Source organism: Streptomyces sp. NPDC001443 (assembly GCF_053597355.1).
The window spans coordinates 74,168-97,792 of record NZ_JBSFIA010000017.1; the positions used below are offsets into that span (position 1 = coordinate 74,168).

19 protein-coding genes are annotated in these 23,625 nt (G+C 71.0%); 7 read left to right on the forward strand and 12 right to left on the reverse strand.

From position 1 onward, the window contains the following. Window positions 1-25: 25 nt before the first annotated feature. The 4 genes from ACWC24_RS19395 to ACWC24_RS19410 form a co-directional block, all read right to left on the reverse strand. Window positions 26-1,009 (reverse strand): ABC transporter ATP-binding protein, encoded by a 984-nt coding sequence (locus ACWC24_RS19395; protein ID WP_450664051.1) that lies wholly within the window; start codon window positions 1,007-1,009, stop codon window positions 26-28. Next, a complete protein-coding gene (locus ACWC24_RS19400; protein ID WP_450664052.1) occupies window positions 1,006-2,955 on the reverse strand; it encodes a dipeptide/oligopeptide/nickel ABC transporter permease/ATP-binding protein in 1,950 nt (649 codons plus the stop codon). The genes ACWC24_RS19395 and ACWC24_RS19400 overlap by 4 nt, the downstream gene beginning before the upstream one ends. Further along, window positions 2,952-3,893, reverse strand: coding sequence for an ABC transporter permease (locus ACWC24_RS19405; RefSeq protein ID WP_450664053.1), 942 nt, complete (start codon window positions 3,891-3,893; stop codon window positions 2,952-2,954). The genes ACWC24_RS19400 and ACWC24_RS19405 overlap by 4 nt, the downstream gene beginning before the upstream one ends. 102 nt (window positions 3,894-3,995) lie before the next feature. Further along, entirely contained in the window at window positions 3,996-5,537 is a 1,542-nt protein-coding gene (locus ACWC24_RS19410) for an ABC transporter substrate-binding protein (protein WP_450664054.1), read from the reverse strand. A gap of 122 nt (window positions 5,538-5,659) precedes the next feature. On the opposite strand from ACWC24_RS19410, the gene ACWC24_RS19415 reads away from it, so the two are divergent. Further along, window positions 5,660-6,460: an IclR family transcriptional regulator gene (locus ACWC24_RS19415; protein WP_450664055.1), complete on the forward strand. Its 801-nt coding sequence runs from the start codon at window positions 5,660-5,662 to the stop codon at window positions 6,458-6,460. 10 nt (window positions 6,461-6,470) lie between these two features. Here the strand turns inward: ACWC24_RS19415 and ACWC24_RS19420 are convergent, their stop codons facing one another. The 7 genes from ACWC24_RS19420 to ACWC24_RS19450 are packed head-to-tail and all read right to left on the reverse strand — an operon-like array spanning window position 6,471 to window position 15,183. Further along, window positions 6,471-9,086, reverse strand: a complete 2,616-nt coding sequence (locus ACWC24_RS19420) for a family 78 glycoside hydrolase catalytic domain (protein ID WP_450664056.1) — start codon at window positions 9,084-9,086, stop codon at window positions 6,471-6,473. Next, the gene (locus ACWC24_RS19425; protein ID WP_450664057.1) at window positions 9,083-10,045 is read right to left on the reverse strand and encodes an alpha/beta hydrolase; all 963 of its coding nucleotides are present in this window, start codon (window positions 10,043-10,045) and stop codon (window positions 9,083-9,085) included. Before ACWC24_RS19425 ends, ACWC24_RS19420 begins: the two co-directional genes overlap by 4 nt. A gap of 60 nt (window positions 10,046-10,105) precedes the next feature. Beyond that, complete coding sequence (locus tag ACWC24_RS19430; RefSeq protein WP_450664058.1) at window positions 10,106-11,575, reverse strand: family 43 glycosylhydrolase; 1,470 nt, start codon at window positions 11,573-11,575, stop codon at window positions 10,106-10,108. Beyond that, complete coding sequence (locus ACWC24_RS19435) at window positions 11,572-12,348, reverse strand: alpha/beta hydrolase fold domain-containing protein (protein WP_450664059.1); 777 nt, start codon at window positions 12,346-12,348, stop codon at window positions 11,572-11,574. The genes ACWC24_RS19430 and ACWC24_RS19435 overlap by 4 nt, the downstream gene beginning before the upstream one ends. Continuing rightward, a complete protein-coding gene (locus tag ACWC24_RS19440) occupies window positions 12,345-13,628 on the reverse strand; it encodes an amidohydrolase family protein (RefSeq protein WP_450664060.1) in 1,284 nt (427 codons plus the stop codon). The genes ACWC24_RS19435 and ACWC24_RS19440 overlap by 4 nt, the downstream gene beginning before the upstream one ends. 1 nt (window position 13,629) lies before the next feature. Continuing rightward, window positions 13,630-14,409, reverse strand: a complete 780-nt coding sequence (locus ACWC24_RS19445) for an SDR family NAD(P)-dependent oxidoreductase (protein WP_450664061.1) — start codon at window positions 14,407-14,409, stop codon at window positions 13,630-13,632. Between the two features lie 15 nt (window positions 14,410-14,424). After that, entirely contained in the window at window positions 14,425-15,183 is a 759-nt protein-coding gene (locus ACWC24_RS19450) for an SDR family NAD(P)-dependent oxidoreductase (protein WP_450664062.1), read from the reverse strand. Window positions 15,184-15,312: 129 nt separating this feature from the next. On the opposite strand from ACWC24_RS19450, the gene ACWC24_RS19455 reads away from it, so the two are divergent. From ACWC24_RS19455 to ACWC24_RS19480, 6 genes are all read left to right on the forward strand, one after another. Next, the gene (locus ACWC24_RS19455; RefSeq protein ID WP_450664063.1) at window positions 15,313-15,888 is read left to right on the forward strand and encodes a carboxymuconolactone decarboxylase family protein; all 576 of its coding nucleotides are present in this window, start codon (window positions 15,313-15,315) and stop codon (window positions 15,886-15,888) included. Continuing rightward, window positions 15,885-16,766: a fumarylacetoacetate hydrolase family protein gene (locus ACWC24_RS19460; RefSeq protein ID WP_450664064.1), complete on the forward strand. Its 882-nt coding sequence runs from the start codon at window positions 15,885-15,887 to the stop codon at window positions 16,764-16,766. Before ACWC24_RS19455 ends, ACWC24_RS19460 begins: the two co-directional genes overlap by 4 nt. Window positions 16,767-16,776: 10 nt before the next feature. After that, the gene (locus ACWC24_RS19465; protein ID WP_450664065.1) at window positions 16,777-17,643 is read left to right on the forward strand and encodes a fumarylacetoacetate hydrolase family protein; all 867 of its coding nucleotides are present in this window, start codon (window positions 16,777-16,779) and stop codon (window positions 17,641-17,643) included. Between the two features lie 716 nt (window positions 17,644-18,359). Beyond that, window positions 18,360-19,193, forward strand: coding sequence for a PIG-L family deacetylase (locus ACWC24_RS19470; protein ID WP_450664066.1), 834 nt, complete (start codon window positions 18,360-18,362; stop codon window positions 19,191-19,193). Window positions 19,194-19,619: 426 nt separating this feature from the next. Beyond that, window positions 19,620-20,240, forward strand: a complete 621-nt coding sequence (gene thpR / locus ACWC24_RS19475; protein ID WP_450664067.1) for an RNA 2',3'-cyclic phosphodiesterase — start codon at window positions 19,620-19,622, stop codon at window positions 20,238-20,240. Window positions 20,241-20,404: 164 nt separating this feature from the next. After that, window positions 20,405-22,204 (forward strand): chitinase, encoded by a 1,800-nt coding sequence (locus tag ACWC24_RS19480; protein ID WP_450664068.1) that lies wholly within the window; start codon window positions 20,405-20,407, stop codon window positions 22,202-22,204. Between the two features lie 73 nt (window positions 22,205-22,277). Here the strand turns inward: ACWC24_RS19480 and ACWC24_RS19485 are convergent, their stop codons facing one another. Continuing rightward, window positions 22,278-23,315 carry an isopenicillin N synthase family dioxygenase gene (locus ACWC24_RS19485; RefSeq protein ID WP_450664069.1) on the reverse strand — a complete coding sequence of 346 codons (1,038 nt, stop codon included), beginning with the start codon at window positions 23,313-23,315 and terminating at the stop codon, window positions 22,278-22,280. Window positions 23,316-23,625: the final 310 nt, after the last annotated feature.

Consider the following 23,625-nt stretch of genomic DNA (forward strand, 5'->3'; position numbering starts at 1 on the left):
TCGTCGTCGTGGTGATGAGCGGTCGTCAGCGGGTGGCGAGCAGGGCGGGCACCTCGCCGACGCGATGGCAGGCGGCTTGCGAGTCGCCCGCCGGGACCAGTGGCGGACGCGAGCGTCGGCACTCGTCCACGGCGAGCGGACAACGGCTCGCGAACGGGCATCCGGCCGCGGCCGCGACGGCCGTGCCCGCCGCGCCGATGCCGAGCGCTTCCCGAGCGGCGCGGCGCGCTTGCTGCTCGGCCGGGTGCGGCACGGGCGCCGCCGCGGTGAGAGCCACCGTGTACGGGTGCCGCGGCCGCTGGGTGACCGCCTCGACGTCGCCCGCCTCCATCGCCCGGCCGCGGTAGAGCACCACGACGCGCTGGGAGAGGAACCGCACCACGCCGAGGTCGTGCGCGATGAACAGCAGCGCGAGCCGGCGCTGGTCGCGCAGATCGGCGAGCAGGTTCAGCACCTGGGCCTGGGTCGACAGATCGAGGGCGCTGACCGGCTCGTCGAGCACGATCACCTTCGGGTCGCAGACCAGCGCCCGGGCGATCGCCACCCGCTGACGCTGGCCGCCGGAGAACTGCGCCGGGTAGCGGTCGATCGCGTCGCCCGGCAGTCCGACGGCCTCGAGCGCCGCACGGGCCCGCTGCCACTGTTCCGGCTTCGGCACCCGCAGCACACGCAGGGGTTCGACCAGCGTCTGGCCTATGGTCCGGGCGGGGTTGAGCGACGAGTACGGGTCCTGGAAGACGACCCGCAGGTCGATCGCGCTGACCCGGCGCTGCCGCGACGACGCCCTGGTGATGTCCACGCCGTCGAGGAGGACGGAGCCGGAGGTCGGCGGCTGGAGGCCCAGGACGGCTTTGCCGATGGTGGACTTGCCCGAGCCGGACTCTCCGACCAGGCCCAGTGTCTCGCCCGGGGCGATGTCGAAGCTGACGTGGTCGATCGCCGGAGGTGTCCTGCGGCGCCGTCCGTAGTGGACGACGAGGTCGCGGACGGAGAGGGCGGGCCGGTTCATCGGGCGGCTCCGGGTTCGCTCGGGGCGACGGTCGTCGCCGTGGACAGCGGGTGGACGCACCGCACGGTGCCGTCGCGGTGTGCCGGTGCCGCCTCGATCGGTTCGTGACACCGGGAGGTGGCCAGGGCGCAGCGCCGTGCGAACCGGCAGCCGTCGGGCCAGTCCTCGGGCGCCGGCACCGTGCCCCGGATGGACGGCAGTCGGTCGGGCACCGCTTCGCCCCGCGGAATGTGGGGGTTCGCGCTCAGCAACGCGCCGGTGTAGGGGTGTGCGGCGTCGTCGAGGACTGCGGTGACGGTGCCCGACTCGACGACCTGACCCGCGTACATCACCGCGATGTCGTCGCACAGGTCGGCCACCACACCGAGGTCGTGGCTGACCAGCACCACGGAGAGGTCCGAGGTCCGCACCAGTGAACGCAGCAGGCTGAGGATCTCGGCCTGCACGGTGACGTCGAGCGCGGTGGTGGGCTCGTCGGCGATCAGCAGTTTCGGTGAGCCGGTGAGGGCCAGCGCGATGCAGACGCGCTGTGCCATGCCGCCGGAGAGTTCGTGGGGATGACTGCGCAGGACCCGCTGGGGGTCGACGATGCCCACCTGGGCGAGCAGGTCGAGGGCCGCGCGGCGCGCCTCGCGGCGACCGACGCCGCGGAAGCGGCGGATCGGCCGGGTCAGTTGGTATCCGACGGAGAACATCGGATCCAGGGCGACCATCGGCTCCTGCGAGATCATGGCGATCTCGCGGCCGCGAACGGCTCGCAGTTCGCGCTCGGTCAGGCCGACCAGGTCCCGGCCGCCGAAGTGGATGGAGCCCTCGGTCACGGCGACGCCGTCCGGCAGCAGCCCCAGCAGGGAGCGGGCCGTCATCGTCTTGCCGCAGCCCGACTCACCCACCAGGCCCAGTACGGTGCCGGGCCTGATGCGCACCGAGACGCCGCTCACCAGCTCGGGTCCGTCGTCGACACCGACATGCAGGTCGCGCACCTCGAGCAGCGCATCGCTCGTCCTGGCCGCACTCGGCCGTACGCCGGTCGGGGCGATCCGGCCCGTCCGGCGGGCGGGCTTGCGCGCCGGCGCGGTCCGCTCGCGCTCCCCGGCCGACGAGTCGGCGATCTGGTTGGCCGCGATGACGGTGAGCGCGAGGACGACTCCGGTCGGCACCATCATCCACGGGTCGTCGTAGATGTGCTGCTGCGCGTCGCCTATCAGCCCGCCCCAACTGGGCGTCGGTACCGCGGGCCCGTAGCCCATGAAGGCGAGTCCGGCCTCGATCAGGATGCCCAGGGCGAAGAGCTGGGCCGCCTGGACGGCGATGGTGGTGGCCAGCCCCGGCAGGACATGGCGCAGGTTCACCTGGAGCGATCCGACCCCGTTGGCCTTCGCCGCGTCGACGTACAGCCGGGTGCGCAGCGACTGGGCCAGTGCGAGGAGTATCCGGTAGACGGGCGCGGAGAGCAGCAGACCGAGCACTGCCATGATCGCCCAGACATGGACGCCGACGGAGCCGACGAACGCGAGCAGGATGACCGTGGTGGGCAGCGCCAGGAGCAATTCGGCCACCCGGCTGCAACTCCACTCGGCCCGTCGGCCGTGTTCCGCCGCCAGGAGAGCCATCGGCACCCCGACGCCGAAGGCGACGGCCACGGCGAGCAACGCCGGACCGATCGAGATCCAGCCGCCGGCGACCAGGCGCGAGAAGATGTCGCGACCCAGTTCGTCGGTGCCCAGCAGATGCCTGGCGGTCGGTCCGCCGAGCACCTGGCCGAGGTCCTGGTGTCCGGCGGGGAAGGGAGTCCACCAGCGGGCGGTGGCCGAGGCGAGAACGACCAGGACCAGCCATGCGCCGGCGACGATCGTGCCCGGTCGGCGCAGCCCGCGCGGAAGGCGTCGGCGCGTCGACGGCTCGGCGGGGGACGGCAGTTGGATCGGCTCGGTCGAGACGCTCATGCGGCACGCACCTTCGGGTCGAGGGTGGCGAGGACGAGGTCGAGGACCAGGTTGGTGGCGACCACCACCACGGTCGCGATGACGACGACGCCCTGGACCGCCGGGAAGTCATGGGTGTTGATCGCGTTCTGCGCGGCCTGTCCCAGGCCCGGCAGCGCGAAGAGCTGCTCGATGATCACCGAGCCGCCGAAGAGGGCGATGAACTGGACGCCGAGCACGGCCACCACCGGGGCGCCCGCGAACCGCAGGGCGTGGAGGTAGCGGATCCGCCAGGGCGGTGTGCCGAGGGCACGCAGGGTACGGATGTGCTCCTGCCGCAGGGCGTCGACCATCCCGGCGCGTGTGGTGCGCGCGATGACCGCCGCGCCCGTCAGGCCGAGCGCCAGCACCGGGAGCGTCAGACTCCGGGCGTACTGCGACGGCGAGGCGGTGAACGCGACGTAGCCGGTGGCCGGCAGGAGGCGGCCCTTCACCGCGATCAGGTAGACGAGCACGATCCCCACCCAGAACTGCGGCAGTGAGAGCGTGATCCCGCTCAACGTGGTGATCACGCGGTCGAGACGGCCGCCGCGGACCGCCGCGAGCACTCCCGGCAGGATCCCGAGGACGCCGCTGACGAGCGTCGCGAAGACGGCCGTCGAGGCGGTGACGGGCAGCCGCTGCGTCAGGTCCGGCCAGATGGTGTGGCCGTCGATCAGCGAGGCGCCGAGGTCACCACGGACCGCGTGCGTCAGCCAGGTCGCGTACTGCGCCGTCAGCGACCGGTTCCAGCCGAGGCGATCGTTCTCGGCGGCGATCTGGGCCTTGGTCGCTCCTTCCCCCGCGGTGATGACGCCAGGACTTCCTCCGGAGGCGTGGACCAGAAGAAAACTCAAGACCGACGCCACCAGCACGGTGACGACGCCGAGCCCGAAGCGTCGGGCGAGGTAGGTGAGCATGAGAGGTCCTCTTCGAATCTGTCTCGGTGGTCGGCCCGGGCGGACGGCCGAAGGACGCCGGTCCGCACCGGGCCGCCGAACGAGCGGCTGTGGCAGGGGCTGTCAGGCGACCGGCCGGAAGGCGCTGAGGAGCGGGTAGCCGTCGGTGCCGGGGAAGGCCGGCGCCTTGAGCGCCTTGGAGTCGTAGCCGACGTACGCGTACTGCTCGGCGATCGGGATCAGCCAGCCCTCGTCGATCAGCGCCTCGTTCAGCTTCTGCAGGGCGGCGGGGCGGTCCGACGCGGCGGCGTTCGTCGCGGCGCCCAGGGCGGCGCCGACGGCCGGGGACTGCGTCTTGTGCGGGTTGGCGAAGCCGCCCACCAGGACACCGGCCGTGATGCCGATCTCATTGCTCATCGTCAGAGGTATGAATCCCAGCGGCTGGGTGTTGACCGCGGCGAAGATCTGGTCGGTCGAGCTGGTGACGTCGATCTTCATCGTGACCCCGACGGCCTTGAACTGGTTCTGCAGGAATTCCAGGTCGGCCTTGTCGGTGGGGCTGGCCGTGACGGTGAACGAGAAGCCCTTCGGGTATCCGGCCTTCGCGAGGAGTTGCCTCGCCTTGGTGGTGCTGTGGGCGTACCGCGTGTCGAGGCCGGGAACGTAGCCCGGCGACGACTTCGGGAAGGCGTTGGCCGTCGGCTCCGCCCCCTTGGCCACGGTGTCGACGAAAGCCTGGCGGTCGATGGCGTGGCTCAGTGCCAGACGGACGTCCGGGTCGGCGAACGGCCTGGATGTCGCACCGCTCTTGTCGAAGACCAGGATGTCCAGCATCGTGCCGCCGTTCCTGGCGAGCGCGACATGGTTGGACGCCGCTGTCCGCTCCGTCGACGTGTCGATGATCGACGCGTCCGTCTGGCCCGAGATCTGGGCGTTCAGGCGTGCGTTCTTGTCCAGGTAGGCCTTGTACACGACCGTCTTGAACGGATGGGTGGTCGCGCCGGCCCCCGGCTGCCGGGTCATGGTGTAGCTGCTGCCCTTGACCGAGGCCGTCATCCTGTACGGCCCGGAGCCGTCGGGCCCCTGGTTCAGCGTGCTCGGGTCGCTGATCGCCCGCTGCCCGACGATCATGCCGGGGATGCCTGCCAGGTTGGTCTGGAACGTGGCCTGCGGTGCCGCGAAGGTGAGGACGACCGTGTCGGTGCTCGCGGCCTTCACGTCCTTGATCTCCGTGGCGCCGCCCTTCGCGAAGCCCGCGTACGACTGGAGCTTGGAGTTGCTGCGGCGGTCGAGGTTGTCCTTGACGAGCTGCGCGGTGAGCTCTGAGCCGTCGGTGAAGGTGACACCCGACTTGAGCTTCAGCGTCATCTGGGTGTTGGCCTTGTTGTAGCCGAAGCTCGAGACCAGTTCCGGGACGGCCTGTCCGTCGGCGCCCTCGGCGAAGAGCGACTGGTACACCGATTCGTAGAAGAGGCGCTGGCCGGCACCGTAGAGCAGCGGGTCGTAGCCCTGGGGAGCGGGATCCGAGTCGTATCCCAGGGTGAGTGCGGTGCCGGGGGAACCGCCCGCACCGTCGGTCGAGCCGCCGCAGGCCGTCACGGAGACGGTGATCGAAGCCAGAGCCAGCGCGCTGACCCCCAGGCGCTTGAAGTTGAAGCCGGTCATCGGAGCCTCTTGGGTGTCCAGGTCGGGGCCTTCGCCCAACTTGCCGAGAAGAATGGGTGGCGCACCTCACACCCGTCAGCAATGATTGCCATTGAATGAAACGTGTTTCCGAAAGGTGTCGTGTGAGTGACGCAGCCGCCCCCGCCCGGCCCAGGGGCAAGCGCCCGCCCCACGGCGAGCCCGTCGTCGACCGGGCCCTGGCCCTGCTGGCGGCCTTCGACGCGACCCGGCGCCGACTCAGTCTTCGCGAGCTGAGCCGGATCAGCGGCATACCGACCAGCACCACGCTGCGCTTGGCCGGCCGCCTGCTGGAGTGGGGTGCCCTCGAACGGGACGAGGCCGGCTACTACACGATCGGGCTGCGCCTGCTCGAGATCGCCTCGCTGGCACCACGGGGGCACGGCCTGCGCCAGACCGCGCTGCCCTTCATGAGCGACCTCGGCGCGGTGACACGTCAGCATGTGCAGCTCGCGGTGCGCGAGGGACTGCAGGCGACCCTGGTCGAGCGCCTGTCGGCCCACAGCGCGGTCCAGGTGCACTACCGGGTCGGCGGCAAGATGCCGTTGCACGCGACCGGCATGGGCCTGGCGCTCCTCGCGTTCGCGCCGGTCGACGTACAGGAGGAGATCCTCTCCCGTCCGCTGCACAGTGAGCCCGACAAGCGGCTGATCCCGGCCGCGGCGATGCGCCGGACCCTGGCGGAACTGCGCAGGGAACGCGTCGCCATCTTCCGCCGCGCCGAACTGGAGACGCTGGTGGCGGTGGCGGCTCCGATCTTCGACGAGAGCGACGAGGCGGTGGCCGCGATCGGCGTACTGCTTCCCGAACGCGAAGCGCAGCCGCGCCGGCTCAGCTACGCGGTGCGCACCGCCGCCCAGGGCATCTCACGTGCCCTGGGCGCCCCGAGCGCGGCCATGGTCTGAACTGCCCCCCTCAGCGGGTGACGAGGTGCCTGCCTGGACCGAGGAGCCGGACCGCCCCGGCCGGCACGGCGACCTCCGCCGAGGTTCCGGGGGGCACGGTGACCTCGAGCCGGAATCCCTCCGCCGCGATCCGCCATGCCGCCTCGATGCGCCCGTACGGCGATTCCAGCGTCGCCGAGGCGGCCGTCAGACCGCCGCCCGGCACCGGTGCCACGCGGAAGCGCCGGTACCCGGGTTCCAGCGGCCGCAGACCCGCCGTGCAGCGATGCAGGAAACTGATCACCGCGCCCTTCGAGTAGTGGTTCAGCGACTCGTGCGGAGTGCCGTCGTCGTCGATGCCGTTCCACCGCTCCCAGATCGTGGACGCGCCGCGGTCGATCATGTGCAGCCAGGAGGGCGGGCTGTCCTGGAGCAGCAACTCGTAGGCCAGGTCGGCCCGGCCGTGTTCGACCAGGGTGGGCAGCAGGAGGGGCGTCGCGAGGAAGCCGGTGGCGAGATGCGTCCCGGCCGCCCGGATCCGTTCCACGAGCTGGGCGACGACCGTGGCCCGATGTTCCTCGGGCACCAGGCCGAAGGCGAGTGCGCGCACGAGGTTGGCCTGGGTGGCCGGGCGCACCATGCCGTCCGGCATGGCGAACTCGGCCCGCCAGGCGGCGGTGACCCGCTCCGCGAGTTCGCGGTAGCGAACCATGTCGGCGGGTCGGTCCAGCACCTGCGCGATCCGCGCCATCAGCCGCGCGGAGTGCGCGAAGTACGCCGTCGCGACATCGCTCTTGTCGGCAGCCAGGAAGGCACCGAAGTCGTCGACGTCGTTGCCCGGCTCTAGCCATTCGCCCCAGTGGAATCCGGTGTCCCACAGGTACCGCTCGTGCGGGGCCCGCGGCCCCGTGCGGGCCGGATGTCTGCCCGATGCCGCCATCCGTTCGCTGCGTTCGAGCCAGCGCACCATGCTGGGCCACATGTCGGCCAGGATCCGCTCGTCGCCGTAGGCGCGGTAGAGCTCCCACGGCACGATCACGACGGCGTCACCCCAGCCGGCCGAGCCCTGCAACCGCGCCGTCGGACCCTGCCGGCCCTCCATCGGACCGTGGGGGGAGATGTTGGCGACGGTGCCGTCCTCCCACTGCTCGACGGCGACGTCGGCGAGCCACTTCGCCGAGAAGCCCGCGACGTCGTAGAGGAAGGCGGCGGTGGGCACGTACAGCTGCCAGTCGCCGGTCCAGCCCGCGCGCTCCCGGTGCGGGCAGTCGGTCGGGATCTCACAGGCGTTGCCGCGGAAGCTCCATACCGCCGCCTCGTGCAGCCGGTCGATCCGCTCGTCGCTGCACGAGAACCAGCCGGTGCGGCGCAGGTCGGTGTGCACCACCACGCCGGTCAGGTCCGCGGGGCTCAGTTCCTCGGGATGTCCCTCGATCCGGACGTACTGGAAGCCGTGGGTGGTGTGCCGCGGCTCGAAGGCGTCACCGGCCCGGCCCGCGGAGACCACGGTGTCGGTCTGTCCCGCCGGGAGCGGCTCGGGCAGGAAGGGCACGGCCGGCTTCAGGTGCTCGGTGGTGACGTCGCCGTCCGGGCCGAGTGCTTCGCCGTGTGTCAGGGTCAGTTCGGTGCCTTCGGGGCCGAGCCGTTCGAGCCGGACCCAGCCGTTGATGTTCTGCCCCAGGTCGACGACCTGGCGGTCCCCGACCCGGGTGACGGACCTCGGGTGCAGCTCCTCGATCCGGCGGACCGGTGGAGCCGGGGACCAGACGAGCGTCCCGTAGCCGAGCGGGGCGACCTCCACCGGCTCCCATCCGGCGTCCGGATCGTTCGCCCCGCCCCCTCCACGCCGGTCCTCGGTCACGCCGGCGATGAGGTCGGCGCGGATCAGGGTCGAGACCCGCCACTCCCAACCGGCGTCCGTGCCGAACACGGTCACAGCGCCGTCGACGTACTCGACCTCCAGCTGCGCCAGGAACGCCGTGCGTTCGCCCCACTGGTCCGCGGCCCGGAAGATGCCGAGCTGGCCACGGAACCAGCCGTCGCTGAGCAGTGCGCCGAGCGTGACCTCTCCGGGCGCGAGGAGGGCCGTGACGTCGTAGGCCTGGACAGGCAGGCGACGGGTGTAGTGGGTGTATCCGGGTGCGAGTTCGACGTCGCCGATGCGAGTGCCGTCGAGGAACGTCTCGTAGACGCCGTGCGCGGTCGCGTAGAGGCGGGCCCGGCGCACCGGCCGGTCGACGACGAACCGGCGGCGCAAGGCGTAGGCCGGGCGCCGACCGGCCGGGGCGACCCCGGGCTCCCGGGGGCGGATCCAGTCGGCGGACCAGTCCCCCTCGTCCAGCAGCCCGGTCTCGAAGACGGCCCGTTGCGACCAGGCGGACTCGCCGAGATCGGTCCGCAGCCGCACCCGCCAGGCGACCTCGGCCGCCGAGCCCAGCGGCGCGAACGGCCAGGCGACCAGTACGCCGTCGCCGCCCTCGATCCAGCCCGTGTCGTGCTCGGTGCCGTCGATCTCGGCCAGGATGCGGTACGCCTCCTGCGCCGCCGTTCCCTCCGGAAGGCGCCAGGACAGCCGCGGCGAGCGTTCACCGAGGCCGAGCGGGCGGGCTCCGAGATGCTCGACGGCAAGGGAGTTCGGGACGCTCATGCCGTGATCCGTTCCGCCTGGCGCACGGTGGAGGAGATGAGATCCAGAGCCCTCGCCGTGGGCTCCAGGGTGGCCGCCCAGTTCAAGAAGCCGTGCGGCATGGTGCGCACCATCACCTGGCGGACGTCGGCACCCGCCCGGGCGAGTGCCGCCGCGAACCCCTCGCCGGAGACCCGCAGGTCGTCGTACTCGCCGTTGAGCACCAGCGTCGGACACGAGCCGCGCAGGTCGCCGAGGATCGGGAACGCGTAGCCGTCGGCCCCGCTGAGCGGGCCGCCGAGGTAGTTGTGGTTGAAGAACCGGTGCGTCGCGGGCGGCATCCGCATCTCCTGCGGCAGTTCGTCCATCAGCGCCAGATACTCCGGCGGCAGAGCCGGCAGGACCGCGTGGGCCACTCCGTAGGCGAAGACCAGGCAGGCGAGGGGACGCTGGTCCTCGTCGCGGAGCCTCAGCGCCGCGCCGGCCGCCAGATTGGCCCCGGCGCTCGCGCCTCCGGCCGAGACCCGGTCGGGGTCGACACCGAGTTCGGCGGCGCTCTCCCGGACCCAGCGCACCGCCGCGACCACGTCGTCGTGCGGCACCGGGTGGTGGACCCCGTCCCGGCAGAGCCGGTAGTCCACCGAGACGACGACCACGTCGCCGCGGACGGCCACTTCGCGCGCGGTCCAGTCGGCCTCGGGCATGTCGAGGTCGCCCATCATGAAGGCCCCGCCGTGCATCCAGACCAGGCACGGCCGCGGGCCCGCACCGGGACGTTCCCCGTAGACCCGTACCGGCACCGGGCCGTGCGGCCCCGGTGCCGTGGTGTCGCGTACGGGGAGGTCGGGCACCTCGTAGTCCGGCCAGGACCGGTAGGCCGCACGCCGCTCGGCGTACTGCGGATCCTCGAAGAAGGCCCGCATGTCGGGCGCGCCTTCGATCAGTTTCAATCGCCTGAGAACTTCGGGGTGAATCGGCATGGACCGCAGGGTTCCGGAAGCCGTGCGCCCGGTCACTGCGCCGTGCCGTTCAATGAAACGTCAGGCGCGTCCGGTGTAGCGCAGCCGGCGGACGATCACGTCGCCCTCGCTCGCGAAGGGGCCGACCACACGGCCGGTGAACGCCTTGGCCGTCTCGAAGCACCAGTGCCGGCCGTCGAGCTCGGCCAGGGTGACCTGGGTGCCGGCCGACCGGGCGGTCAGGCGGATCCGGTCGCCGCCGACCGCGCCCGCGGAGAAGTCGGCGGGCGGCGGCGTCATCGTGAAGGTGAGCTCGACCTCGCCGGTCGGCAGGGTCGCGTGCCAGCTCCGGTCGAAGCCGGCCACGACGGCGCGCGCGGTGACCTCGACTCCCGCGGCGCTCGCACGCGCCTCCAGCGCGACGACGTTGTCCTCCGCATTGCGCAGGGCCAGGCCGCCGGTCCCCGCACGGACGTCGAACGCCGCGCTGACGGTGGCCGCCAGGTGCCGCTGCCTGCGGCCGAGGAACGCCGGGCGCAGCCCGTCAAGCCCGGTGCTTGCGGCACTCGAGATCAGCAGCCCGCCGGGGACGGTCCGGGCGAACTCGGCCGCCGGCCGGCGCACCGCGATCCACTCGGGGTCGCGGAGCGCCGACGGCGTCGTGAAGTCGTGGTCGACCTCTTCCGGTGGCGACGGCGGCAGGTCGGCCAGTCGGGCCTGCGGCCAGCCGTCCACCCAGTCGACGGTCCCCAGGAAGGTCTCCCTGCCGAGGGGGGAGAACGACTTGGCCAGTCCCACGGGCCGGACGCCCAGGCAGACAAACGCCGTGCCCCGATCGGTCTCGACCAGGTCCGCGTGACCGAGGTTCTGCACCGGCGAACCGGTGCCGGAAGCCGTCAGGACGGGGTTGGCCGGGCAACCCTCGAACGGGCCTTCGGGACGCCGTGCGCGGGCGACCGTCACGGCGTGGCCGCGGTCGGTGCCGCCTTCGGCCACCACGAGGTACCACCACTCGCCCCGCTGGTAGAGGTGCGGCCCCTCCGGGGAGTACAGCCCGCTGCCCCGCCAGATCGCCCGCGGCGCCTCCAGCGCCTCCCCCGTGGAGAGGTCGACCCGGACCTGCTGGACCGGGTCGGGATGGCGCGCGAAGGTGACGATCGCCGTGCCGTCCTCGTCCCAGGCGAGATCGGGGTCGATGCCGTCGACCGCCGGAATCGGCACGCCGTCGCTCCACGGGCCCGCCGGGTCCGTCGCGGTGAACACGACGCAGCCGCGCCCGCCGAGGAAGACGGTGACGATCAGGTGGAAGACGCCGTTTCGGTACCGCAGTGTCGGGGCCCAGACACCGCCCGGAGTCGGCACCCGGTCGAGCCGGACCTGTTCGGGACGGGTCGCCACGTGCCCGATCCGACGCCAGTTGCGCAGGTCGGTGCTGTGATGGACCGGAAGCCCGGGAAGGTATTCGAACGACGAGGTGACGAGGAAGTAGTCGTCTCCCACCCGCACCACGCTGGGATCCGGGTTGAAGCCCGGCAGCAACGGACGACTCATGCCTCCGCCAGGTCACGCAGGAACCCGATCGCCTGTCGGTGGATGGCCGACGGGTCCTCGGCACCGTCCCAGAAATGACCGGCGCCGGGCACGAGGACGAGTTCGGCGGTGCCGCCCGACGCGATGAGCGCGGACACGAAGGTCGTGCTCTGGCTGTACGGCACCATCGTGTCGCTGTCTCCGTGCACGACCAGCATCGGCGGCGCGTCGGCGCGGACGTGGGTGATCGGGCTCGCCTCGCGTGCCAGCTCGGGCACCGCGCCGGTGGGAGCGCCGAGGAACAGGGCCTCGCGCGTCCGCGGGTCGGACGATCCGGGCATGGCGGCCAGGTCGGTCACCGGGAACCAGGCCACCACGCCGGCCGCCTCCGCGCCGGTGAGCGCCGCCAGCAACGCGAGGTGGCCGCCCGCCGAGTCACCCCACAGGAAGACCGGGCCCGCGCTCACCCCGTGTTCGGCCAGCAGCCCGGCGACCGCCGCCACCGCGGCCCGGACGTCCTCGACAGCCGCCGGATAGGTCGCCTCGCCACTGAGGCGGTAGTCGATCGCGGCGACGGCGAAACCCGCGCGCACCATCGCCGGGTAGAACTCCTCCCGGAGGCGGGGCAGTGGGTGGCGGCGCGAGCCGCGTCGCCACCCGCCACCGTGCACGTGGACGATGACCGCCACCCGGGACTTCGCCTCGTCGGCGGAGAGCTCGGGCACGTGCAGATCGAGCTCCAACGGACGAAAGCCCGGGACCGCGCCGTACTCGACGCCGGAAAAGCTCCTCATGCGACGGACAGCGCGAGCCGGTCGGCCCGCTTGTGGAAGCGGCCGCCCTGCATGATGGCGAGAAGGTTGTCGGCGTCCTGGAGCACCGTGACGTCCTGGGTCGGGTCGCCGTCCACGACGAGAACGTCCGCCAGGTGGCCCGGGACCAGGTGACCGACCGGCATGTCGAGCACCTGACCGCCGTAGAAGGTGGCGGCCTTGAGCGCCTCGAGCGGGGTGTAGCCGAAGAGCTTCACGAACAGCTCGAGGTCGCGGGCATTGCGGCCGATCGGATTGTTCGGGAAGCCGTAGTCGCCACCGGGCAGCACGCGCAGACCGCGCTTGCGCAGCTCGGGGTAGAGCCGCGTCATCGCCTCGAGCGACTTCACCGAGCCCATCTCCTCGGCCGTCGCCGGGTCGATGCCGAACTCCTCGCCCTCGTGGACATTGGCCCACATGATGCCGACCGCCGGCGAAAGGAAGATCGAGTCCTTCGCCTCGTCGAGCAGATCGACGGCCTCCGCGTCCGCGTAGGAACAGTGGTAGATCGAGCGGAAGCCGCTGGTGACGGCCAGCTTGATGGACTCGGGGTTCTGGGCGTGGCAGTTGAGCCACACTCCGGACTCGCGGGCCTGCTCACCGGCGGCACGCGCCTCCTCTGCGCTGTACTGCGTGACCATCGAGCCGCCGGCAAAGAAGACGTCGTCGTTGCTCATCAGAAGCTTCACGCTGTCGAAGCCGAGAGCCGCCTGTTCGCGGATGAACTCGCGTACGGCGTCCGGACCGGTCTTCTGCTCGCGCGGACCGTCGGGACCCATCCGCACCGGGTTGTTGTCCCGCTCGAAGGACGCCGCGCGCATCCGCGGTCCGACTGCCGCACCGGCCTTGATCCGGTCCCGCAGGACGACCTCGGTCGGTACCGGAGTGAGCGAGCCCGCCGAATAGGCGCTGGTGAAGCCCTGGTCGAGCAGGATGCGAGCGTTGCGCCCGGCGATCTCGAGGTGCTCGTCCGGCGTCGGCATGTGATGGAAGAAGCTGACGTCCAGCGGCGGGTTGAAGGTCGGATCGATGTGCCCGACCGCCGAAGGGAAGGTCAGGTGGCAGTGGGACTCGACCATGCCGGGCATGACCGTCCTGCCCGCGCAGTCGACGACCCGGTCTCCCGGCCGCGCCGCCACGCCGCCTCCGGCGACCACGGCCTCGATCGTGTCGCCTTCGACCACCACGTCGGCGGTGAACGCCGGCTCTCCCGATCCGTCGAAGACAGCACCGTTGACGAAGAGGACGCGCTGGGCAGTCATGTCAGGCTCCGATCATGTTGTAGCCGCCGTCGGCCACGAAGTAGCTGCCGGTGATGTGGGTGGCGTCGGGCGTCGCGAGGAAGAGCGCCGCGCCTGCGACCTCCTCGGGCCGGGGAATGTGGCGCATCGGTGTCATCTCCCGCAGCTTGTCTCCCCGGCCGGTCCTGTAGTCCTCCCTGCCGAGCATCCGCTCCGTCTCCATGAAGCCCGGCGCGAAGGTGTTCACCCGGACCTTGGGCGCAAACGCCTGTGCGTAGGACTTGGTGATGCCCAGAACGCCGTACTTGGCGGCCGCGTACTGAGGCGCGCGGGCGCTGCCGCGCACCACGACGGTCGAACCCACGTTGACGATCGCGCCCCCTTGGGGCTGCTCAAGCATGCGTGAGCCGAATTCGTGGGTGCACATCAGGGTGCCCTTGAGGTCGACGGCCAGAGTGTGATCGACGGCCTCTTCGGTGATCTCCCGCCAGGACATCTGCTCGCTGGCCATGTCGCCCACGTTGTTGACGGCGACATCGAGGCGGCCGAAGTGGTTCCACACCTCGTCGGCCATGCGCTTGATCTGGGCCCACTCGACGATGTCGGCCCTGACGAGGAAGGCCTTGCGCCCTTCCGCCTCGACCCGTTCCGCGGTGCGGCGGGCCCCGGCCTCGGAGCTGCGGTAGTGGATCGCGACGTCGGCGCCCTCTTGTGCGGCACGGACGGCGATCTCAGCACCGAGGCCCGTGCCGGCGCCCGTGACCAGAACGACCCTGTCGGCGAATCGATGGGGGGAAGTCATGAGAAGTGCTGCCTTTCAGACAAGGGTCCGGCCGCCGTCGACGTACATGACGTGGCCCGTCACGAACGCGGACCGGGCGGAGCTGAGGAAGAGGAGCGGTCCGACCAGGTCGTCGGTCGTGCCGAGACGGCCGGCCGGCACCAGGCCGACCATGGATTCCCGCATGCCGGGCCTGTCCAGGTAGGTGCGCGTCAGGTCGGTCTCGGTGTAGCCGGGTGCGATCGCGTTGACCGTGACCCCGTGGGGTGCCCATTCACGGGCCATGACCCGGCAGAGCTGGTTGACGCCGCCCTTGGTCGCGGCGTACGGCGCGTGATGGGCGTGGGCGAGCAGACCGGAGACGGACGAGACGAACACGATCCGGCCGTACCCTGCGTCGACCATCAGCGCGCCCGCCGCCTGCGCCGTCCAGACCGCGCTCTTGAGGTTCACGTCGATGATCCGCTGCCAGACCTCGTCGGGCGTCTCCAGAGCGGGCCGCCGGTCGTTCGTCCCGACGGCGTGGAGGAAGACGTCGAGGCCTCCCAGCGCTGCGGCGGCACCGGCGACGGCCTTGCGGGCGTCCTCGGCGTCGGTGAGGTCGGCGACCCGCGTGTCGAGGCCCACGCCGAGTTCGGCGGCCTGCTCCGTCAGTCCTGCCAGCCGTTCCTCGTCGACATCCGCCACCACCACGCGCGCGCCCTGTCGGGCGAGGGCCAGCGCGGCCGCCGCGCCGATGCCACCGGCACCGGCGACGAGAGCAGCGCGATCATGAAGTCCGAGCCAATCCGTCATGCCGAGCATCCAAGGCGGCCCGGGTGACGCGCACTACAGGTGTTTCATTCACCGGCACACGCCGGGTCCGGCATGCCATTGCCCGGCATGCCCGTCGCCACGGCCCGGCGTCCGCCGCAGGGTGAGGGCATGACCCGCCTCCCCCGCCTCACACCCCATGAACTGGACGCCGCGCAACGTGTCCTCTACGACGCCATCGCGGGCGGCCCCCGAGCGAACGGTCCACAGCACTTCTCCCTCACGGACGGCGAAGGACGTCTGAACGGACCGTTCAACGCGATGCTGCACGCCCCGGCCGTCGGATCCGCGTTGCAGGAACTCGGATCGGCCCTCAGGTACCGCTCCACACTGAGCGACCGCGTTCGTGAGACGGCCGTCCTGATCGTCGCGGCGCACTGGGACTGCGCCTTCGAGCGGTACGCCCACGAGCCGATCGGCCGAGCGGCCGGCCTCAGCGACGCCCAGCTCGTCGCCATCCGCTCCGGCACGGCACCGGAGCCGAGCGACCCGGCGGAAGCGGCCGCGGCCGATCTCGTGACGGCGCTGGTGGCGAGCGGCGACGCCGACGACGCGCTCTTCGGCCGCGCCGTTTCATTGAACGGCATGGAGGCGGTGGTGGAGCTCACCGTCCTGGTGGGCTACTACGCGACGCTCGCGCTCCAGCTGCGCGTCTTCCGCGTCGGACAACCAGGAGACCCCGCATGAAACTCGTGACCTTCGACAACGGCCAGGTCGGCCGCCTCGACGGCGATGACGTGGTGGAACTCGACGTTCCGTCGATGCGCGACTACTTCGAGCGCGGCGGCGAGGTCGGCGAGACCGGCCGGCGCTTCGCCCTCGCGGACGTACGTCTGCGGGCACCGATCGTGCCGAAGAAGTTCTTCCACACGGCCGGCAACTTCACCGACCACCACGACGAACTGACCGCCGTGGACTGGTCGCACCCGGTGCACAAGGGCATCGTCTTCTTCCAGAACGTCGACGCGATCATCGGCCCCGACGAGGCGATCGTCTACCCCGAGGGACTCACCGAGGAGCTCGACTACGAGCTCGAGCTGGCGATCGTGATCGGCAGGAGCGGCAAGTTCTTCGGCCCGGAGGAAGCCGAGGACTACATCGCCGGCTACACCGTTTTCAACGACATCACCGCCCGCGACATCCAACGCCGCGAGATGCAGTCCGGCGTCTTCTCCTTCTCCAAGGCGATCGACACCTTCTGCCCCATCGGCCCGTGGATCGTCACCAAGGACGAGGTGCCGAACCCGCAGGCGCTCGCCATGGAGCTGCGCGTCAACGGCGAGCGGCGGCAGACCGGCAACACACGGCAGATGGTGATCTCCATCCCGCATCTGGTGGCCTACCACTCGGCGCAGGGCTACAGCGCCGGCGACATCGTCACCACCGGAACGATCTCGGGGGTCGCGGCGGTGCAGCCCAACCCCTTCGACTTCTACCTCCGAGCGGGCGACCGGATCGAAGCCGAGATCGAAGGGGTCGGCACCCTGCGCAATCCGGTGATCGCCTGGAAGGACGCGCACGACAGCGAACCGTACTCGATCGACCTCTACGGTCCGACGAACTGAGGAGAGCCGGATGCGACTCGCCACGCTGGCCGACCGCGCCGTCCTCCTCGTCGGGGACGGGGCGGTCGACATCGCCACCGCCTCCCACGGCCGCTTCGGCTCCGACCCGATGCAACTCCTGGCCGAATGGGACGAGTTCGTCGCCTGGGCCGGGCAGGCGGAACTGCCCGCCCCGACGCCCTACCGCGAAACCGACCTGAACGCACCCGTCCCCCGTCCCCGGCAGGTATTCGCCGTCGCCTTGAACTACCGGCCGCACGCGGCCGAGGCGGGCTACGTCGCTCCCGAGATCCCGCTGCTCTTCACCAAGTTCCCCTCGTGCATCACGGGCCCCCACGCCGAGGTCGAACTGCCCGACGGCAACGTCGACTGGGAGCTGGAGATGGTGGCCGTGATCGGCCGGGCCTGCCACCGTGTCCCGGCCGCCGAGGCATGGGAGGTCGTCGCCGGCCTGACCGTGGGCCAGGACCTGTCCGAACGGCGGCTGCAACTGACCGGCAAGCCGGCCCAGTTCTCCTTGGGCAAGTCCTATCCCGGCTTCGGCCCGACCGGACCTGCCCTGGTCACCCCGGACGAGCTCGCCGACCGTGACGATCTGGCCATCGAGTGCCTGCTCAACGGCGAGAGCGTCCAGGCCGCCCGGACCAGCGAGATGATCTTCTCGGTTCCCCGGCTGATCGAGTTCATCAGCGCGGTCTGCCCGCTCCACCCGGGTGACCTCGTCTTCACGGGAACGCCTTCGGGCGTCGGCAACCGTCGGGTGCCGCAGCGCTTCCTCGGCCCCGACGACGTCCTGGTCAGCCGAATCCAAGGTCTGGGCGAGCTGCGCCAGACCTTCCGCCCGGATCCGGAGGCCTTGCGGCCTGCTTCGACCTGAAGTCATCGCCGGGCGCACGAGGGTGACAACCACCGGCGTGCGCCCGCCCGGCCGACGGCAGACCCGGCGTGCCGTCGTCTTCGGCCTCGGCGGCACCACCTGCTGCGACTCCAGCGGTATCACCGTCCTGATCGCCTGCCGCGACGTCGCCCCTCCAGGCCCACGCCGGCATCGCCCCGGCCGCCGCCTCCGAGCGCGTCAGCCGGATCTTCGGCATCGCCGGACTCGACCAGGTCCTCCCCACCCACCCCTGAACATGAGCGGGGTACAACACCGCGTCAGTACGCCCGATGCGCGCCGCTCGCGGGCGCACTGGGCCCGGTCGTCCCCGGCTGCCCCGCCACGCAGCTCCCGACCCGCGTGTCATGCGCCCCTCGCGGCCCGTGCGCCGGGCCCGAGCGGATGCATGGAGCCTTCGAACGCATGGAAGGCTCACCGGCAGATCCGGCAGATCCGGCAGCGAACGGCCCGGGAGTGGGAGCCGTCGTCCAGAGATGTTCTCGGGCACGGCGGGAACAGCCGGTCCGGCCGGCGCTGTTGCACCGGTCGAGGGAGCGGGGCCGCGCGGGCGGGGCACGGAGATACCGGAAGGTCGTCCGCCGGAGGCGATCCTGGGCCCTCGGGTCGGGTGCGTCCGGCCACCCGATGCCGGGGCGGCCACCCGTCCGTCCGCCCCGGGTTCGGACAGAAGCCTTTTCACACCGGAGGACTTGTTCATGAATGACCGGCCCTTGACGCTCATGGCGGTACACGCCCACCCCGACGACGAGGCCACGGGGACGGGAGGTGTCCTCGCGCGCTACGCGGCGGAGGGCATCCGCACGGTCCTCGTGACGTGTACCGACGGCGGTTGCGGCGACGGACCGGGGGGTGTCAAGCCGGGCGAGCCCGGGCACGATCCGGCGGCCGTCGCCTCGATGCGACGTCGCGAACTCGAGGCGAGCTGCGAAGTCCTGAAGGTCAGCCACCTGGAGACGCTGGACTACGCCGACTCCGGGATGATGGGCTGGCCGGACAACGACGCCCCCGGATCCTTCTGGCGGACGCCCGTCGAGGAGGGCGCCGCCCGGCTCTCGGAACTCCTGCGGCGCTATCGGCCCGATGTGGTCGTCACCTACGACGAGAACGGCTTCTACGGCCACCCCGACCACATCCAGGCCAACCGCATCACGATGGCGGCGCTCGCCATGACCGCGCGGACACCGAAGGTGTACTGGACGACCGCGCCCCGCTCGATGATGCAGCGGTTCGGGGAGACCATGCGCGAGTTCGGCGCCGACTGGCAGGAGCCGGATCCCGCCGAGGCCGCCGCGATGGCCGAGATCGGGCTCCCCGACGAGGAGATCACCACCTGGGTGGACACCTCCGCCTTCGGCGCTCAGAAGTTCGACGCGCTGGCCGCGCACGCCAGCCAGGGCGAGAACATCTTCTTCCTCAAGATGGGCCGGCAGAGGTTCACCGAGCTGATGGGGGTCGAGACCTTCGTACGCGTCCAGGACACCACCGGCGCGGCCGTGCCCGAGAACGACCTCTTCGCCGGGCTGCGTTGACCCGCCCGCCCGCCGGGGCCCGTCGGCCGCCGAGTCGACCCGTCACCGAGCGTCGACTCGGCGACCGACGGGCTCGTGCGGCCGCCAGGCCGAGACGGTCGCGGACACCGTCTGCGCCGCCGTGGCACGGGCGTACCCGGGGCTCCCTGCCATGGACCCCGTGCACGACGGGATGCCCGAGGCTGCCCGTCTGCGCGAGGTGCCGGCCGCAGGCTACCCATCGGCCGGGTTCCTTCACTCCGGCCTGATCCGCGCCGGACCGCTGCCGGGGCCGCCCGGGGCGAGCGCGGCCGCGTCGTCGCCGGTCGTGATCGCTGTCGCGGTGGCCGGCACGGCCGCCGCGACAGACCCGCGCCGAGGCTCCGGGTCCTCCGCCCTCGTATCGTCCGTGGAGAGCGACCCGCCGTCCCCGACAGGAACTGTGTTGTGACCGATCAGACCCGCCCCTCCACCGTTCGCGTGTTCATCGCCCTCGCCCCGCCCGACCACGCCAAGGAGGAACTGGCCCGGGAACTGCACTCCGCCTACGGCACGCATCCGCACATGCGATGGAACCGGGTGGAGGACTGGCACATCACTCTGGCGTTCCTCGGAGAGTTGCCGCCCGAGACAGCGCTGCTGCTGCAGGCGCCGCTCGCCGAACTCGCTGCCGGGCGACAGCCGATCCCCCTGTCCCTGCGCGGCAGCGGAGACTTCGACGACCGCGTGCTGTGGAGCGGAGTCGACGGAGACCTCGATGCGCTGCACGTGCTCGCCGCCGATGTGCGTACCGCGGTCAAGAACTGCGGGATCGCCTTCGAAGAGCGGCCCTTGCGCCCCCATCTGACGCTGGCGCGTGCCCGCCGAGGAGATCGGTCGTCGGCTGGGGAGATCGCTGAAGCCCTGGCCGAATTCACGGGTCTGCCCTGGCCTGCCGAACGTCTGCACCTGGTCGGCAGCAATGCCGGGCGCAGCCGCGGGCCGATCCATTACCGCGACATCGAGTCGTGGGCTCTCGGCAGCGGCGCCCCCACCGGTTCCCGAACGGACCGACAGTTCCCGAGGTGACCGGCGCAGCGCCTCACAGCACGTGGTCCTCCGGGGAGTCGCCCTGGGGGAAGTGAGGGCTGGACGGGGGCAGGGACTGTCCGCCGCGGGCCTTGACAAACGAATTGGTCTGGACCAAATTGAGCGCGCTCCGCAGTTCAACCACCCCCCACCCGGAGGCACTTGTGGACCGCCCCAGACCTGTCCTCGCCCTGCTGACGACTGCGGCACTGGCCGTGTCCGGTATCGCCGCACTCACGTCGGCCGCACAGGCCGCCGACGCCGAACTCATCCGCAACGGCGGCTTCGAGGCGGGACTGGACGGCTGGAGCTGCACGGCCGGCAAGTCGGTCACCAGCCCCGTCCGCACCGGCACCTCGGCACTGCAGGCGATCCCGGCCGGCAATGACTACGCGCAGTGCTCGCAGACGGTGACCGTACAGCCGAACTCCCAGTACACACTGTCCGGTTACGTCCGCGGGTCCTACGTCTACCTCGGCGCGAGCGGCACCGGCACCACCGACGTCTCCACGTGGACCCAGGCCGCCTCCGACTGGCAGCAGCTCACGACGACGTTCCGCACCGGCGCGTCCACCACCCAGGTGACGATCTACACCCACGGCTGGTACAACACCGGCGCGTACTACGCCGACGACGTCTCCGTGTTCGGTCCGGGCGCCCCGGCCGGCCAGCCGCCCGCCGCGCCGACCGGCCTGACGGCCGGTGCCGTCACCTCCTCCAGCGTCGCCCTGTCCTGGTCGGCGGCAAGCGGCGCGACGAGTTACGCGGTCTACCGCGACGGCGTCAAGGTCCAGACGGTGACCGGCACTTCGGCCACCGTGACCGGCCTGGCCGCCGCCACCGCGTACACGTTCCAGGTCGCCGGTGTGAACACCGCCGGCGAGTCGGCGAGGTCGACGGCGGTGACGGCGACGACGACCGCGGGGTCGGGCGGCGGAGGATCCGCCGACCTGCCCACCCATGCTCTGGTCGGCTATCTCCACGCGAGTTTCGCCAACGGCGCCGGCTACACGCGCATGGCCGACGTCCCCGACAGCTGGGACGTCGTCGACCTGGCCTTCGGCGAGCCCACGTCCACCACTTCGGGCGACATCCGCTTCACCCGCTGCCCGGTCACCGAATGCCCGAACGTGGAGAGCGACGCAGACTTCAAGGCGGCGATCAAGGCCAAGCAGGCGGCCGGCAAGAAGGTGCTCATCTCCATCGGCGGACAGAACGGTCAGGTCCAGCTGACCACGACGGCAGCCCGCGACACCTTCGTCTCGTCCGTCTCGAAGATCATCGACGAGTACGGCCTCGACGGCCTGGACGTCGACTTCGAGGGCCACTCCCTGTCGCTGAACACCGACGACACGGACTTCAAGAACCCGAAGACGCCGACCGTCGTGAACCTCATCTCGGCGCTGAAGACCCTGAAGGCCAGGTACGGCTCCAAGTTCGTCCTGAGCATGGCGCCCGAGACCTTCTTCGTGCAGATGGGCTACCAGTTCTACGGCACGGGCCAGTGGGGCGGCCAGGACCCGCGGTGCGGGGCCTATCTTCCGGTGATCTACGCCCTGCGCGACGACCTGACCCTGCTGCACGTCCAGGACTACAACTCGGGCCCCATCATGGGCCTCGACAACCAGTACCACTCCATGGGCGGCGCGGACTTCCACATCGCCATGACCGACATGCTGCTCTCGGGCTTCCCGGTGGCCGGCAACGCCAACAACGTCTTCCCTGCGCTGCGCCCGGACCAGATCGCGATCGGCATGCCGGCGTCCACCAACGCCGGCAACGGCTACGTCGCCCCGGCCGAGGTCACCAAGGCCCTGGACTGCCTGACGAAGAAGACCAACTGCGGCTCGTACACGCCGCATGGCACCTGGCCCGCCCTGCGCGGCCTGATGACGTGGTCGGTCAACTGGGACCGCTTCGCGGGCGGGGAGTTCCAGCGGACGTTCGACAACTACTTCGGATGACGTCGGCGCCCGTCTGCGGCGGGTCACCCCGGTGATGACCGAGCTGACCCGCCACTGCACCGGACGAGCGTGATCACGCGGGGCTGAGCAGCTCCGCGTGATGCCGCTCCGCGACGAGCGGATGCGCCCGCAGCTTGCCCTTCAGCTCGTTGAACCCGTACTCGGCGAACAGAGGATTGGCCGGATCGTCGGTCACGCCGGGGGCGGCGGAGGCGTGCGGGAAGGGCAGCGGCTCCACGCGCGCGTCCAGCCGGGGATTGTAGAAGAACGGCACGGAGAACCGCTCGACGGCACTGGGCGGCGACACCACCCGGTGATTGGTGGCGACGAGATATCCATTGGTGGCCACCTCCAGCAACTCCCCCAGATTCACGACGAAGGCACCGGGCAGCGGCGGCACGTCGTGGAACAGCCCGTCCTCCCGCTGCACCTGAAGCCCACCCACCTGATCCTGGAGCAGCAAGGTCAGGAACCCGTAGTCCTTGTGGGCTCCCACCCCCTGATCGGCCCCGTTCCCCGCATTCCCCGGATACCGCACCAGCTTCAGATGCGGATGTGCCCGCTCCCCGAAGACCGAGTCGTAGAAATCGGCGGGCGCCCCGATCGAGGCGAGCAGTTCGTGCAGCAGCTTCTCGGCGACTGCACTGAGCCGCTCCACCCACCGCAGGGCGGCCACCCGCAGCTCGGGAAGCCCGGCCGGCCACTGATTGGGCCCCTGCAGCCACCAGTACGCCGGTTCGCCGGGCGCCGGCACCCGCGCGGGCCGCTCGGCCCCGATGTCGAGCTGATCGCGCCAGTCCTGCCGGCCGCCGGTCCGCTCGTCACCCGTCCTTGTGTATCCCCGGAAGTGCGGCGAGTTCACATTGTCGATCGTGAGCCGTTCGGCCTCCGTCAGGGCGAAGAACCGTCGCATGGCGGAAAGCAACCCCTGAGTCTCCGCCTCGCTCACCCCATGCCCCACGAGCTGGAAGAAGCCCACGTCATGGGCGGCACTGCGCAAGTGGCTGTGCAGCAGCGCGCGGGCCTGCGGCCCTCGGTCGGCGGCGGAAAGATCGATGATCGGCAATTGCCGGTACGACGGCTTCGCGGTCGTCCGGGTCACGTTCGTCATGGTGCATCCGCGGGTGTACGGGGTCCCGCGCGCCCGCCATGGGTGAGCTGGCGCAGGGGTGCCGGGTGGACGGAGAAGAGGAAGCGCGGGCGGCTGTGAACCGCAGATAACGCAGAAGCGCGAGACCGCGCAGAGAGGCCGGACGGCTCAGAGGAAGCGTCGACAGCCCATGCTTGTGACGCGGACGTAGTCCACGTGGCGGCGTCGAACGAGCGAAAGCATGTGCTCAGCGTACTGCCTCGCCGAAGATCCGTACGTGGCGCGCATCACGTACGGGAAACTCTGCGGAAACGGGCCCGGAAGCGCAGAC